At 42.0% G+C, this 14,349-nt stretch carries 14 protein-coding genes and 1 tRNA gene; 14 read left to right on the top strand and 1 reads right to left on the bottom strand.

The window, feature by feature from the left end; translation table 11 throughout:
* Positions 1-71: 71 nt before the first annotated feature.
* The 14 genes from Q0625_RS00930 to odhB all read left to right on the top strand — a co-directional run bounded on the left by Q0625_RS00930 (position 72) and on the right by odhB (position 13,743).
* Complete coding sequence (locus Q0625_RS00930) at positions 72-2,246, top strand: DNA mismatch repair protein MutS (protein ID WP_298823032.1); 2,175 nt, start codon at positions 72-74, stop codon at positions 2,244-2,246.
* 5 nt (positions 2,247-2,251) lie between these two features.
* Positions 2,252-2,872 (top strand): hypothetical protein, encoded by a 621-nt coding sequence (locus tag Q0625_RS00925; RefSeq protein ID WP_298823031.1) that lies wholly within the window; start codon positions 2,252-2,254, stop codon positions 2,870-2,872.
* A gap of 41 nt (positions 2,873-2,913) precedes the next feature.
* Positions 2,914-3,699 (top strand): diadenylate cyclase, encoded by a 786-nt coding sequence (locus tag Q0625_RS00920; protein ID WP_298823030.1) that lies wholly within the window; start codon positions 2,914-2,916, stop codon positions 3,697-3,699.
* The gene (locus Q0625_RS00915; protein WP_298823029.1) at positions 3,696-4,973 is read left to right on the top strand and encodes a DUF2851 family protein; all 1,278 of its coding nucleotides are present in this window, start codon (positions 3,696-3,698) and stop codon (positions 4,971-4,973) included. The genes Q0625_RS00920 and Q0625_RS00915 overlap by 4 nt, the downstream gene beginning before the upstream one ends.
* Positions 4,974-4,976: 3 nt before the next feature.
* Positions 4,977-5,204, top strand: a complete 228-nt coding sequence (locus Q0625_RS00910; protein ID WP_009641445.1) for a PspC domain-containing protein — start codon at positions 4,977-4,979, stop codon at positions 5,202-5,204.
* Positions 5,205-5,225: 21 nt separating this feature from the next.
* Entirely contained in the window at positions 5,226-5,519 is a 294-nt protein-coding gene (locus Q0625_RS00905; protein ID WP_298823028.1) for a hypothetical protein, read from the top strand.
* A gap of 53 nt (positions 5,520-5,572) precedes the next feature.
* Positions 5,573-6,556: a hypothetical protein gene (locus tag Q0625_RS00900; protein WP_298823027.1), complete on the top strand. Its 984-nt coding sequence runs from the start codon at positions 5,573-5,575 to the stop codon at positions 6,554-6,556.
* A 108-nt stretch (positions 6,557-6,664) separates the two neighbouring features.
* On the top strand, positions 6,665-6,868 hold the full coding sequence (locus Q0625_RS00895) for a hypothetical protein (RefSeq protein ID WP_298823026.1): 204 nt from the start codon (positions 6,665-6,667) through the stop codon (positions 6,866-6,868).
* Positions 6,869-7,054: 186 nt separating this feature from the next.
* Positions 7,055-9,490 (top strand): bifunctional aspartate kinase/homoserine dehydrogenase I, encoded by a 2,436-nt coding sequence (gene thrA / locus Q0625_RS00890; RefSeq protein ID WP_298823025.1) that lies wholly within the window; start codon positions 7,055-7,057, stop codon positions 9,488-9,490.
* Between the two features lie 11 nt (positions 9,491-9,501).
* On the top strand, positions 9,502-10,464 hold the full coding sequence (locus tag Q0625_RS00885; protein ID WP_298823024.1) for a homoserine kinase: 963 nt from the start codon (positions 9,502-9,504) through the stop codon (positions 10,462-10,464).
* Positions 10,465-10,597: 133 nt separating this feature from the next.
* Positions 10,598-10,671 (top strand) — tRNA-Thr (locus Q0625_RS00880).
* A gap of 129 nt (positions 10,672-10,800) precedes the next feature.
* Positions 10,801-11,619 (top strand): 3-methyl-2-oxobutanoate hydroxymethyltransferase, encoded by an 819-nt coding sequence (panB, locus tag Q0625_RS00875; RefSeq protein ID WP_298823023.1) that lies wholly within the window; start codon positions 10,801-10,803, stop codon positions 11,617-11,619.
* Between the two features lie 4 nt (positions 11,620-11,623).
* Positions 11,624-12,331 (top strand): RNA pseudouridine synthase, encoded by a 708-nt coding sequence (locus Q0625_RS00870; RefSeq protein ID WP_298823022.1) that lies wholly within the window; start codon positions 11,624-11,626, stop codon positions 12,329-12,331.
* Between the two features lie 167 nt (positions 12,332-12,498).
* Entirely contained in the window at positions 12,499-13,743 is a 1,245-nt protein-coding gene (odhB, locus tag Q0625_RS00865; RefSeq protein WP_298823021.1) for a 2-oxoglutarate dehydrogenase complex dihydrolipoyllysine-residue succinyltransferase, read from the top strand.
* Between the two features lie 83 nt (positions 13,744-13,826).
* Here the strand turns inward: odhB and Q0625_RS00860 are convergent, their stop codons facing one another.
* Positions 13,827-14,186: a copper resistance protein NlpE gene (locus Q0625_RS00860; RefSeq protein ID WP_298823020.1), complete on the bottom strand. Its 360-nt coding sequence runs from the start codon at positions 14,184-14,186 to the stop codon at positions 13,827-13,829.
* Positions 14,187-14,349: the final 163 nt, after the last annotated feature.

The raw sequence follows: 14,349 nt of genomic DNA, 5'->3' as shown, positions 1-14,349 counted from the left end.
ACACATTAAATTAAGTGAGAATGGCTTATATATTATAAAAATTTGTCACTTGTCACTTGTCACTTGTCATTATGAAAAAGACTCTGGAGGACTTAGAATTCCCTACCCTTTTAGCTTTAGTTGCCGCGCACACTCTCACTCCCAAAGGAAAGGAGAAGGTACTTGCGCTAAAGCCTTTGATTAATAGGGAGGTGATCACTACACTCCTACACCAAACCAATGAGTACCTAACCTCCTTGGAGACACAAAACTATATCCCTTCTCATAACTTTGAGGAGATTGACCATGAAATTCGCTTCTTAGGGATAGAAAATAGTTTGTTAGAACCGCATTCGTTTGCCAAAATACGTGCGTTGAGCCTGACGGTCAATGCTCATCTGTTGTTTTTCAAGAAGTTTTTGGACTACTACCCTACTTTGGCTACACTTTCTGAAGATATTCCCTATACGGAAGAGATCATCGGAGCTATTGATAGTGTCTTGGATAAGTTTGGTGAAATCAAGTCCGATGCCTCTGAAAAGCTCTACCAAGTACGCACTGAAATAGGAACACTCAAGGGGAAAATTAACCAAAGTTTCTCCCGTGCCCTCTCCGAATACAATGCTTTGGATTATTTGGATGATATTCGTGAGACGGTAGTGGAAAATAGACGTGTATTGGCAGTCAAAGCTACCTATAAGCGCAAGGTACGGGGTACTGTACTGGGAAGTTCTAAGACAGGAAGTATCATTTATATAGAGCCTTTGGTTACCGAACAATATTCGCGCGAACTCTCTCACTTACTCCATGAGGAGAGAGAGGAGATAAGGCGGATTTTGCTCCGACTTACCAATACTTTACGCCCTTTTGCCGAGCTACTCTCCCAAGAGCAGGATTACTTAGTCGGGATAGATGTAATCGCTGCAAAAGCGTATTTTGCCAAAGAAACCCATTCTCTCTTGCCTGAATTCACTCAAGAGCGAGTGTTGGAGCTTCGGGAGGCTTATCATCCTTTACTTTTCCTAAGCAATGCTAAAAAAGGCAAACAAACTTTCCCACAAACCATTCGCTTGGATGACCAGCAACGTATTATCGTCATTTCAGGTCCTAATGCAGGGGGAAAGAGTATTACCCTCAAGACTATTGGGCTACTGCAACTGATGTTCCAAACAGGCTTACTTCTTCCTGTCCACCGCTTGAGCAGATTACCTATCTTCACCCATATCCTAACCGATATAGGGGATAATCAATCTATTGAAAATCACCTGAGTACCTATAGCTATCGTCTCAAAAATATGAATTATTTCTTGAGAAAATGCAATGAGACGACCCTTTTCCTTATTGATGAGTTTGGAACAGGAAGTGACCCAGAACTTGGAGGGGCTTTGGCAGAAATATTCTTAGAAGAGTTCTATCACCGAAAGGCTTTCGGGGTGATTACAACTCACTATGCCAACTTGAAAATATTGGCTAACGAACTCCCTTACGCTACCAATGCCAATATGCTTTTCAATGATAAGACCTTGGAACCTATCTACAAACTCATTGTAGGGGAAGCAGGTAGCTCCTTTACCTTTGAGGTAGCTCAGAAGAATGGCATTCCTTATAGCCTGATTAACCGCGCCAAAAAGCGTATAGAGAAAGGCAAAGTTCGTTTTGATGCTACTATCGCTAAGCTACAAAAAGAGCGTTCGCAGATGGAGAAAACGACTTCCTCGCTTAAGGAAGAAGAGGAGAAAACCCGTGAGGAGGCTAAGCGCTTGGAAACACTCAACAACAAGATACAAAGCAAACTTACCTCTTATCAGGAGCTTTATGACCAGAATCAGAAATTTATCTATCTGGGTAACAAGATCAATGAAATAGCGGAGCGTTATTTTGAGGATAAGAAACGGCGCCCTCTTATTGCTGAATTTCTCAAGATAGTGGAGACGGAAAACAGCAAGCGAAAAGCCAAGAGCAAAAAGGAAAAAGAAGCGGAAGAAGCTCAAAAGAAACTTGCCCAAGAGCAGTTACACAAGGAAATAGAAGCCGTTCGCCAACAGAAGAAAATAGAGAAAAAAGCACGCGAACACTCTCAAAAACAGGAAAAAATAGCTCAATTACAGGCCTTAAAAGAGGGCGATCGCGTACGTATTAAGGATAGCAAATCCGTTGGGGTGATTGATAAGATTGAGAAAGACAAGGCACTGATTAATTATGGTTTCTTTACCACCCTCACAGCCCTCTCTCAGTTGGAATTGGTAGAAAAAGTAAAGAAAAAATAATCGCTATGAGTCGTTATATCATTATTTTAGCTACCCTATTACTCTTAGGGTGTCAGAAAAAACAAATGCAACTTCCACAAGTGGAAGATGTCGAGATCACTTCTGTGGAGGATTACTCTCAGGTGTATATCTCCTATGAGGAACCAACGGGAGAGGCTAAGCTCAACGCCAATGGTCTGATTAGCTCCACCAACTGGGTGCTCCATGTTGATAAGCGTAATAAGCTTAGCAAGGTAGCCCCGCTTTTTATCAAACTACAAGAGAAACGGACAAACCCTCGCAACCCGCATAGTGATCCTGACGCACACCTTTATTGTTCCTTGGCTGATATGTCTCATAATCGTTTAGGTTTTATGGACGTGACCAACCTGACCCTCCTCCCCTATGACCCGCAGAAGATGTCCGAATATGGGAATACCCCTATATATGTATATCCTGACGGCTTTCGACTGAAAGAAAACAAAGGAGAAAAAACACCTTGGAGCGAGTTTGGCGTGTATAAGAATGTTTTTTATATTTGGATTTTCAGTGGAGATATGACCTTCCAGCAGTTTGTAGATATTTATTATACAACACTACATCAGCAAACCGATGGTCCTATCTCAAGAATAATGATCAATGACTAAGATAACCAATATCTTACAATTAACAATTAACAATTATAAAAGTGCTTGACTTTCTAAACTTCAAATTTGTAGATTTATTGGACATCGTCTTGGTAGGACTGATGTTGTACTACATCTATCGCCTGCTCAAGGGTACGGTAGCTATTAGTATCTTTTTGGGTATCGTGATCATCTTTGTCATTTGGAAACTTACCGTGATTGTCAAGATGGAGCTGGTTAGTAGTATCTTAGGTCAGTTTATCAATGTGGGATTCTTTGCCCTCATTGTCGTTTTCCAGCAGGAGATCCGCAAGTTCCTCTTGGTATTGGGCTCTACCAATGTCCTCAAGAGCAAAAACTTACTTAAGAAACTTTCTCTGAAGAAGACATCGGAGGATACAACTATTTTCCACATGTGTGAGACCCTTGTTTCTGCCTGCCGTAAGATGGGGGACGAACGTACAGGAGCTCTCATTATCTTGGAACGCAACCAATCCTTAGAGTTTGTACGCTCCACAGGCGACAAAATGAATATAGAGCTAAACCAACCTATTTTAGAGAGTATTTTCTATAAAAATAGCCCGTTGCATGATGGAGCTATTGTCGTTCAAGATGGTTTTATTGTGGCTACCCGTGTGATTCTTCCTGTTGTAGGCCAGAGTGTGATCCCTAAGGAATATGGGCTCAGACACCGTGCGGCAGTCTCTATCACTGAAAAAACCGATGCCTTAGCCTTGGTAGTTTCCGAAGAGACAGGAAAAATATCTTATATCAACAATAGTGAGTTTGTTCCCTATAGCTCCGATAGTGAGCTGGTTGCTATCCTAACCGAAGCCCTTTCCAAATGATACGTGAGGATTTCCTACAATACCTTTGGGGCCAGCACCTGCTGCCTACCGCTCCCCTATCTCTTTCCAATGGGGAACGGCTGGATATTCTTTCCTATGGGGAGACCAACCCTTATGGCGGCCCTGACTTTTTCAATGCACGCCTGCGTATAGGTAAGCTCCAGTGGGCAGGCAATGTGGAACTACATACGGCTTCTTCTCAGTGGTATGCGCATCATCACGAAGAGGATCCCGCCTATGGGAATGTAATTCTCCATGTGGTCTGGGAACACGACGTTGAGGTGTTTGACTTTCAGCAGAATATCATTCCTACCTTGGAACTCAAAACGATTATCTCCCCCGATTTGGTAGAGAAATATACACACTTACAACAGTCTCAGGCTTCCTTTATCCCTTGCGAAAAACAAATAAATACGTTATCTAATCATCTTATTACCAATTGGTTAGATCATCTATATACTGAACGACTTAAGGAGAAAGCCCAACCTATCTTTGAACTATTAGAACAGACTCAACAAGATTGGGAAGCGGTCTTTTTCCTACGGCTACTCAGTAGCTTTGGGGGCAATATCAACGGAGAAGCTTTCTGGGAAGCGGGCAAGCAACTCCCCTTTTCCGTAATCCGTAAGCAGATGCACGACCTTACCCAACTGGAAGCACTCCTTATGGGACAGTTACGCCTTTTGGAGGCAGCAGACATCAATTGCCCTTACTACCGCTCTTTGCAGCAGGAATACCAATATTTGGTGCATAAGTACACATTGCCTCCTGCCTTGTTCAAGGTACAGTTTGCCAAACTGCGACCACCCAACTTCCCTACTATTCGCTTAGCTCAGATAGCGGCACTATATCATGAGGAACTTTCTCTTTTTAATCAATGTATGTCTTTGGATTCCTATGAACAAGCCCTTGACCTATTTGTGAAGATTACCCCATCCCCCTATTGGAAAAACCATTTTTCTTTTGGCAAGGAAAGTAAGGAAAGCAGCAAGCGCATCACCCCCGCACAGATAGCCAACTTGTGGATCAATACAATTATTCCCATGCAATATGCTTTTGCCCATTCTCGAGGCAAAGATACCTTAGCCGACTGTAAAGCTAAGATGCGTGCTACACCTCCTGAACACAATAGCATATTGGAGCGTTGGGAAAAGCTCCTTTTGCCCAATACCAATGCCTTAGAAAGCCAAGCTATTCTCCAGCTATATAAGAAATATTGTAACAAACATGCTTGTATGGCCTGCCAAGTAGGTCAAGCCCTCCTAAAAAAGTAACCTATGAACACAACCTTTACCTCCATACGTATCTTCTTTGAACGCAATGGTTTCAATGTCTCCACCCGCTTAGCGGAGCGTCTTGGCCTACGAGTGAAGTATGTCCGCCTATTCTTTATCTATATTAGTTTTATCTTTGGAGCAGGCTTTGGGCTTTATTTCGCCTTCGCTTTCGCCCTCAAGATCAAAGACCTAATTCGCAGAAAGCGTAGCTCTGTGTTTGATTTGTAACTTTTTAGGGAGAATTTAAAAATGGATACTTTATTTTTAGGCACTAATAAAATGCCCTCCTATCCTGATGGTCAAGTAGTTGAATTATCTTATCAAAACAATGTATTAAAACTAACCTTAAAGGATTACAAAGAAGAAAGAGCAACCTATTCTTTCCTAAATATCTTTCAATTATCTTTTGAAAATTACCTTAATGAAGATATTGATGAAATTCGTACCTTTTGGGAAGAAAGAGATGGAGAAAAGGTATGTAGGATTTCTATATTGTCAGCTTGGACAGGAAGAGAAATGATACATTTTTCTTTCTTTATGTAATTTCTGTGACAAAATCAGTAATAATACTTGTTCGTTTTACTTTTTGCCTACTAATGAAGCGTTACACTGAAAAATATATTCCTATTTGGAAAGAACCTCTATGGGTAACTTGCCCTGAATGTCAGGAAGCTGCACATGTTACCTATAATACCCAAGAAGGAGCCGTTGTACAATGCTCATGCTGCTCTTTTCATACTTCTCAAGAGGATCTGCAATATTTTGAAGCAATTACTGTCCTTAATTGCCCCAATTGTGGTACCCCTATTAGGCACTCACAGAAAGGACTTAAAGAAAAAAGTGAGCTTATCAAGGTCTCATGTCCTCATTGCCATGAAGTGTATGAGGTAAAGCCACGTTATGAAACCTATTATGAATCTTTCCCAACCCAAGATAGTGGGCTTCAGTGCGATGATGTCTTTGGCTTACCCTACTACTTCCAAGAAAATGTACGAGGACACCTCTTTTGGGCTAGGAATATCACCCACCTACTGCTAATGGAGGACTATATAACCTCTGACCTACGTGAACGAGAGGGAATGACTATAGTGGCGAAGCTACCTACTTTTATCAAGCTAAAAAAGAACAGAGCATTACTACTCAAAATCTTACACAGATGGAAAGAACAGCTACAACTCCCACAGACGGATACCCCTTTAAAACCTTCAATCATGCTCTTCTTTCAAGAGAAAGAAATCAGTATTACTTCCTATCTTGAAGGACTTGATTTTTATGGGACTTATCGCCACATTACCATTCATACATTTCACAAAAAAGGAACTCGTCACTGGACACAATTTGTCAGAAACAATCGCCTTTTAAGAGCCCTCTCCAAGGAAGAGCGTGCAGATATTCCCTTAGAGAAACCTGAATGTTTCTTAGTAGAATATAGTAATGCGGATTTTGGCAAAGAGGTACTTACCCATTTTCTTCAGCGTTATCTACAAACAAACCCACCTCATTCCCTTTATATAGATATGGGGGATACTCTTTATAGTGCTCAAGAACTTTATAACTTTTTACTTAAATATCCTGCTTAGGATTGGAATAAGAATAGGTAATAATCTGCTTAATTTCAAAAAATTGTCATTTATAGCTTGACTTTTATCATTAAAAAATTGTATCTTTGCCCTCAATTATTGTTTCTTATGAAAAAAGAAAATACCAAAGAAACTTTTAAGGTAGGAGACATTGTAGAAGTATCGCCTAATCTAACTTTACTCAAAGAATGGATTAAAGGGAAGATTATCAAGATCCGACAAAATCCCTTTATAGGAACAGAAATAGCTATCAAAGATGACCAAGGTCGCATTTTCTTTGGAGAAAAGGAGTTTTTTAAGCCTGTTTTATAGCCTATCAGAAATAGTTTGCGAAAAATTAGCATGAGCAGCTGTAGGGGCTAATGGCAATTAGCCCTTGGAAAAGAACAAATTAGGAATGAATTCCTTGCCTTATTTATTCGCATTCTAAATATGATTGACTATACTCGCTTTTTATGAAAAAAGCAACAAATCAATAAAAAAATTACACAATATAATATGTTACTAATTAAGTTTGGAGGCTCCTCGGTGGGCTCAGTAGAGAATTTGCAACGTGTGGTGCAGATTGTGAAAAAGCAAACAGAACCCTTTATCATGGTGGTCTCTGCCTTTTCTGGAGTTACCAACACGCTACAATCCTTAGGGGAAAATGCCCTTAGAAACACACACCAACCTATCCTTGAAGCAATTAAGGAAAGGCATATCTCTATGGCAAAATCTCTCTTGCAAATCAACAAGCAAACCAACGCATTAGTACATATCGGGAAAACGGTACTCTCCCTTGAAAATCTGTGTAATAGTATCTCTACCTTAGGAGAACTCTCTGAGCGTACCAAGGCGCGTATCATGGCACAGGGCGAATTGCTTTCTTCCTTTATCATAGGTGAATACCTCAACCAAGAGGGAGTGGCTGTGAGCTACTTGCCTTCGGAAAAATATATTGTTGCTGATGGTGATCCGCTCAATGCAGTAGTGGATTTCTCTCAAACAGAGCAGCGTATGCGTGAGATTGATCCCACTATCTCCTACATCGCCCCTGGCTATATCGCCGCTAATCCTGCGGGGGAATTGGTAGTACTCGGTCGGGGCGGTTCAGACTATACGGCTTCTATTTATGGCTATTGCTTAGGGGCTAAGCAGGTGGAACTCTGGAGCGATGTCAATGGAATGCAAAATGCTAACCCTAAGTTGGTTAAGAATACCAAGGTAATCTCCCAAATGAGCTACGAAGAAGCTTTTGAAATGGCGTATTTTGGAGCTAAGGTGATCTATCCCCCTGCTATTCGTCCTGCTATGGAAAAGAAGATTCCTGTGTTTTTGCTCAATACACTAGCTCCTGAGGAAAAGGGTACCCGTATCCATGTAGCCACCCAAGGACATACCGACAAGGTGTTAGGGGTCTCTACCCTGAGTGATATCAGTATGATTACCATTTCAGGAATCGGGCTGGCAGGTACCAAGGGAAGTGCCCGCCGTGTCTTCCAAGCCTTGGAACAGGCCGATGTAAATGTAATTCTTATTACCCAAAGTTGCTCCGAACAGAGTATCTGTTTCGGAATCAAAACCAGTGATGCCAAAAGTGCCAAAGAGGCATTGGAACATGAATTTGCACAAGAAATAGGCGCTCTCATCAATCCTATAGAACGTACCGATAACCACGTAATTTTAGCCCTTATCGGGGACAATATGAACCACCAAACAGGTCTTAGTGGTAAGGTGTTCAGTGCTTTGGGTGCCAATGGGGTTAATATTCAAGCTATTGCTCAGGGAGCTTCTGAACGCAATATCTCTGTGGTAATTGATGCCCGTGACGAACATAAGGCGGTCAATGTGGTACACGAACGCCTCTTCCAAGAGGTGATCAAGCGTGTACACCTCTTTATCATTGGGGCAGGCAATGTAGGAGCACAGTTTATTGATATTGTCTATAAGCAACAGGAATATTTCCGCAAACTTCATAAGGTAGACCTCAGAGTAGTGATGGTTGCCAATTCCCGACAATATGTATTTTCAGACGAGGGATTACCCCAAGAAGCATTGAAGGCTCTTTCCTCTGGAGAAGCCAATTCTTACGACTCTCCTACAGCTTTAGCAGAGCTAATTATAGCTACCAATAGGCGTAACAGTATTGTGGTAGATAATACTGCTTCAGCTGAGGTGGCAGCTCTTTACCCCCAACTAATTCGTAAGTCTATTTCTGTGGTTACTTGCAATAAGATTGCAGGAAGTGCCCCCTCGGAACAATATACAGCCCTTATGGAATTGGTCAAGAACCAAAACTGTGATTTCCAATATGAAACTTCTGTTGGAGCTGCCCTGCCTATCATCAAGACCTTACAGAATCTATTGCTTAGCGGGGATACTGTTCGCCGTATCGATGCCGTAGTCTCTGGAAGTCTGAATTTTATCTTCAATCACTACAACGCAACTACACCTTTTGTGGAGATTGTAAAGCAGGCACAAAAAGAAGGTTATACCGAACCTGATCCTCGTATAGACCTCAGTGGTTTGGATGTAATTCGTAAAATCTTAATCCTCTCCCGTGAGGCGGGTTATCGCAAGGAAATGAGCGAAGTAGTCTTCGAAAGCTTCCTTCCTGAAAAATCCTTGGAAACCCCTTCTGTTGAGGCTTTCTACGAGGTATTGGAAAAGAATGAGGCTTTCTTCCAAGACCTCTATCACAATGCTCAGAGCAAAGGAGCTAAGCTCAATGTAGTAGCACAGCTCTTAGAGGGGGATATTAAGGTCTCCCTACAACAGATACCCGCTACTTCTCCTTTCTACCAACTGGACGGAAAGGATAATATCGTGGCATTTTATACCGACATGTACCCCACAGAACCCCTTGTTATTAAGGGGGCTGGAGCAGGTGCCAAGGTAACGGCAAGTGGTGTCCTCTCCGATGTGATGTATGTGGCTAACAAACAAAAATAATTCAAAATATTATGAATCAATCGCTTAGAAAAGCAAACCCTATACAAGAAACCGTTTGTGGTTTCGCCCCTGCTACCATTGCCAATGTTAATGTAGGTTTTGATGTTTTAGGTATCTCCCTCTCCTCAGTAGGAGATAGAGTAGAGGTAACTCCTAATGGCGCTCAGCAGAACAAAATAACCTTTATTGAAAGTGCTACTCCCCTACCTTATGCCGTGGAGAAAAACTCTTGTACAGTGGTCATTGCGGCGATGCAAGCACAATTGGAAAACCCTTTGTATGTGGATGTGCGTATACGCAAGGGCTTTGCCTCTGGTAGTGGCTTAGGATCTAGCAGTGCCAGTAGTGCAGCAGCAGCTTTCGCTTACAATACCCTTATGGGCAATCCTTTTTCTTTAGAGGAATTGTTACCCTTCGCTGCTGAAGGGGAACGTGCTGCCTGTGGTTCAGCTCATTATGACAATGTCTCCCCTGCTATTCTTGGGGGGATTGTGCTTTTATATCAAAACAAACCTATACGCCTCCCCTTGCCTAAGGGCTTGCATGCTGTATCCTTCTTTCCTAATATAGAGGTTAATACCGCCTCTGCTCGTAGTATCGTATCAAGACATGTATCCTTGGATATTGTTTCCAAACAGGTGTCTGCCATGGGGGCTTTTGTAAGTGGTTTATACCAAGAGGATTATGATCTTCTTAGAAAAGCTACCAAAGACTTTTTGGTGGAACCTTCTCGTAAGATACTCATTCCTTATTTTGACGAGATGAAAGAGGCTACCTTAGCTGCTGGGGGAATTGCTTTTGGAATTTCAGGTTCTGGCCCTTCTGTCTTCGCCCTTGCTGAGTCCCATGCAGTAGCAGAACGTATTCTTGCTGAATTACATAAGATATACGCTGGACAAGGCATTGAGACCCTTTCCTTTATAGAAGACTTAGCCAATGGAAAAGGCTGTAGAATAGCACAATTTAATGATTGATTGCCAGCGCAAGCTTGTAGCTCGTGCTTATCATAAATAGGGCTTATAGTTCATGCTAATAAATTTCGAAAAAAAAATAGCATGATTCCCTTGCAGGTTTAGAAAAAAGTTGTAAATTTGCACCCGCAAAATCGCCGGTATAGCTCAGTTGGCCAGAGCACGTGATTTGTAATCTCGGGGTCGTGGGTTCGAATCCCTCTACCGGCTCTAAAGCTGTCAATTATTGACAGCTTTTTTTGTTTTTATGGCTAAGATATCGTATCTTTGCACACCGCTAAAGAATTAAAAATGAAGAGCGGCAAAGAATTAATAATTGACAATTAACAATTAAAAATAATGTCTGTTTCAAAAAAAGAAACCAAGCGTGTAACTGTACAAACGCTACATGCTATGAAGGCCAAAGGAGAAAAAATCACCATGCTTACGGCGTATGATTATACCATGGCTAAAATTATTGACGGAGCAGGAATTGATATCATCTTGGTAGGTGATTCTGCTGCCAATGTAATGGCTGGATACGAAACTACCCTTCCTATGACGCTGGATGCCATGATCTACCACGCTTCAGCAGTGGTACGCGCTTGCTCTCGTGCCTTGGTGGTGGCGGATTTGCCTTTTGGTACTTACCAGTCCGACCCACAACGTGCTTTGGACTCTGCCATCCGCATGATGAAAGAAAGTGGCGCACAAGCTGTAAAATTGGAGGGCGGACGAGAAATCGGTGAGGGTATTCGCCGCATCTTGGATGCAGGCATCCCTGTAATTGGACACTTGGGACTTACACCTCAGTCTATCAATAAGTTTGGGGGGTATGGACTCCGTGCCAAAGAACAAGCTGAAGCACAAAAACTCAAGGAAGATGCTCATTACCTACAAGAATTAGGTTGTTCTGCCATTGTCTTGGAGAAAATTCCTTCTGCCTTAGCCAAGGAGGTTACCCAAAGTCTTTCAGTACCTACTATCGGAATTGGTGCAGGCCACGAGGTAGATGGACAAGTGCTTGTATCTCAAGACTTTTTCGGAATGTTTGTGGATTACAAACCTAAGTTTGTACGCCAATACCTCAACCTACACGAGCTAATGACAGGAGCGGTAAGCCAATATATTACCGATGTAAAGGCACAAACATTCCCTAACGAGAGCGAACAGTACTAAGGGGATGAAAACAACCACCCAAAACCTACAAGTGCTTTACGAGGATAACCACTTGATAGCCATTAACAAAAGAGCAGGGGATATTGTCCAAGGAGATAAAACGGGCGATATCCCCTTAAGTGAGATTGTCAAGGCTTATCTAGTGGAGAAATACCACAAAGCTGGAGAGGCTTATCTTGGCGTCGTTCATCGATTGGACAGACCTACCACTGGCCTGGTGCTGTTTGCTAAGACTTCCAAAGCACTTCCTCGTCTCAATGCGGCTTTCGCTACCAAAGAGGAGGTCTGCAAGCAGTATTGGGCTTTGGTAGAGAAAAAGCCTATCCCTACCGAGGGGACTCTTACTCACTTTTTGGTGCGCAATACCACTCAGAATAAGTCCTATGCCTATCCAACAGAAAAGCCGCAGTCTCAGAAAGCAGTACTTACTTATAGGGTATTGGCTACGCTTACTCATTATCTATTAGTGGAAATCAATTTGCTCACAGGTCGTCATCACCAGATACGCGCCCAGTTCACCGCCTTAGGTTGTCCCCTTAAGGGAGACCTTAAGTATGGAGCTAAGCGAAGCAACCCCGACGGGAGTATCTGCCTCCACGCACGTGCTCTTACACTACTCCATCCCGTAAAAAAAGAACCTCTTAGCCTTACCGCTCCCCTACCTGAAACCTTTGCCAAACTTGTAGAAAATATACCCCTAACAAACTCCTAATAAAAAAAATACTTTTTTATTGGGAGTTCCATTTTTTTTTACTATCTTTGTGCGTGTTTTTAATAGCTCATGGTCTAGTTACTACAATGGGTAGTTAGATTACAGTGATTAGGCATTAAAATATTAATTATTAATTTCGTATTGCTTAGACTAAAATAAAAAGATTTATGGTTTTAGAAATGAAAGTCCCTTCTCCAGGGGAATCAATTACCGAAGTAGAAATCGCCACTTGGCTTGTGAAGGATGGCGATTATGTAAAAAAAGACCAAGCCATCGCTGAAGTGGATTCTGATAAAGCCACCCTTGAACTACCTGCTGAAGCCAGTGGTGTCATTACACTCAAGGCTCAAGAAGGAGATTCTGTAGCTGTAGGGCAAGTAGTATGCCTTATCGATACTGATGCTGCAGCACCTGCTGAGTCAGCAGCTCCTAAAGCAGAAGCACCAGCTCCTGCTCCTGCTGCTCCCGTAGCTACACCAGCGCCAGCTCCTGCCCCTAAAGTAGAGGCGCCAGCTCCCGCAAGCTATGCCACTGGAGAACCATCTCCTGCAGCTAAGAAGATTTTAGCTGAAAAACAAATCCCTGTAAACCAAGTAAGTGGTACAGGTAAGGGCGGACGCATCACTAAGGAAGATGCACTCAAAGCACAACCTGCTCGCCATAGCATGGGTACTCCTACCTCTGGAAGAAGAAGTGAAAAGCGTACCAAACTCTCTATGCTACGCCGTAAAGTAGCAGAACGATTGGTATCAGCTAAGAACGAAACAGCTATGCTTACCACTTTCAACGAAGTGGATATGTCAGCTATCTACGAAATCCGTAACGAATACAAAGATGCCTTCAAGGAACGTCATAATGTAAGCTTAGGATTTATGTCTTTCTTCACCTTGGCTGTAGTACGTGCCCTCAAGCTCTTCCCCGATGTCAATTCTATGATTGATGATAAGGAAAAAATCACTTACGAATATTGCGACATCTCTATTGCCGTTTCAGGTCCCAAGGGACTTATGGTGCCTGTGATTCGCAATGCTGAAAACCTTTCTTTCCGTGGTGTAGAAGCCGAAGTAAAACGCTTGGCTATTCGTGCTCGTGAAGGACAAATCACTGTAGATGAGATGACTGGCGGTACTTTCACCATCACCAATGGTGGGGTATTCGGTAGTATGCTCTCCACCCCTATCATCAACCCTCCTCAATCTGCTATCTTGGGTATGCATAATGTAGTGGATCGTGCTATCGTTCGCAATGGTCAAATCGTGGTAGCTCCTGTGATGTATATTGCCCTTTCTTACGATCACCGTCTCATCGACGGACGTGAGTCTGTAGGCTTCTTGGTAGAGGTGAAAAAAGCCCTTGAAAATCCAGTAGAACTCTTGATGAACAATGACCTAAAGAACGCACTCGAACTTTAATAATTGTTTTCTACCATAATCAAGCAAGAGGCTATCCCTTTGGGATAGCCTCTTTACTTTTTTATAACAAACGCTCTATGATCCTATTTCTTCTTGAGAATATAGTAGGAAGCGAGTGTCCCTGTAATTTCTTTACCTTCATCCAAGAAAACAATAGAACCATCTTCTTTTACTTGGTATTGTTGTCTTTTACCATTTTCTTTCTCACTAGTAAGAGTAAGCACCTTGTTTTGAGCATCATAGCTCACCTTTCCTTTATCCTCATCGGTAAGTTCGTTCATTATTTCCTCCGAAGTATAAGTATCCTTACCTATAGTTAGGCTAACATTGATACCATCACAGTCTGCACAAGGAAATGTACCCTCATAAGTACCTTCGTAAGGAGCCTTATCCCCACAAGAAGCTAGCACTAAAGCAATGCCTGCTAATAGAATTTTTTTCATTGTAATAATATATTTTTCATTTAGGGATATAACAATTTTCATGCCAAAGCTACAAAAATACCTTTTTATATTTTGTAGTTAAACTTCTTTTAAAAAGAAAATCATTCTTTTTAATACACGACAAAAAATAATAAGGTACTTGACAAAAGAGCTGAAATTCTTT

This window comes from uncultured Capnocytophaga sp. (assembly GCF_938029845.1).
GTDB lineage: Bacteria > Bacteroidota > Bacteroidia > Flavobacteriales > Flavobacteriaceae > Capnocytophaga.
The sequence above is the reverse complement of the archived record's forward strand: the minus strand, read 5'-3'. Positions and strand labels throughout refer to the sequence as shown.

What these genes read in the sequence shown, in the direction of transcription:
- Q0625_RS00930 (WP_298823032.1), top strand. Translation starts at nt 72, where the DNA reads ATGAAAAAGACTCTGGAGGACTTAGAATTCCCTACCCTTTTAGCTTTA.
- Q0625_RS00925 (WP_298823031.1), top strand. Translation starts at nt 2,252, where the DNA reads ATGAGTCGTTATATCATTATTTTAGCTACCCTATTACTCTTAGGGTGT.
- Q0625_RS00915 (WP_298823029.1), top strand. Translation starts at nt 3,696, where the DNA reads ATGATACGTGAGGATTTCCTACAATACCTTTGGGGCCAGCACCTGCTG.
- Q0625_RS00910 (WP_009641445.1), top strand. Translation starts at nt 4,977, where the DNA reads ATGAACACAACCTTTACCTCCATACGTATCTTCTTTGAACGCAATGGT.
- Q0625_RS00905 (WP_298823028.1), top strand. Translation starts at nt 5,226, where the DNA reads ATGGATACTTTATTTTTAGGCACTAATAAAATGCCCTCCTATCCTGAT.
- Q0625_RS00900 (WP_298823027.1), top strand. Translation starts at nt 5,573, where the DNA reads ATGAAGCGTTACACTGAAAAATATATTCCTATTTGGAAAGAACCTCTA.
- Q0625_RS00895 (WP_298823026.1), top strand. Translation starts at nt 6,665, where the DNA reads ATGAAAAAAGAAAATACCAAAGAAACTTTTAAGGTAGGAGACATTGTA.
- thrA (WP_298823025.1), top strand. Translation starts at nt 7,055, where the DNA reads ATGTTACTAATTAAGTTTGGAGGCTCCTCGGTGGGCTCAGTAGAGAAT.
- Q0625_RS00885 (WP_298823024.1), top strand. Translation starts at nt 9,502, where the DNA reads ATGAATCAATCGCTTAGAAAAGCAAACCCTATACAAGAAACCGTTTGT.
- panB (WP_298823023.1), top strand. Translation starts at nt 10,801, where the DNA reads ATGTCTGTTTCAAAAAAAGAAACCAAGCGTGTAACTGTACAAACGCTA.
- Q0625_RS00870 (WP_298823022.1), top strand. Translation starts at nt 11,624, where the DNA reads ATGAAAACAACCACCCAAAACCTACAAGTGCTTTACGAGGATAACCAC.
- odhB (WP_298823021.1), top strand. Translation starts at nt 12,499, where the DNA reads ATGGTTTTAGAAATGAAAGTCCCTTCTCCAGGGGAATCAATTACCGAA.
- Q0625_RS00860 (WP_298823020.1), bottom strand. Translation starts at nt 14,186, where the DNA reads ATGAAAAAAATTCTATTAGCAGGCATTGCTTTAGTGCTAGCTTCTTGT.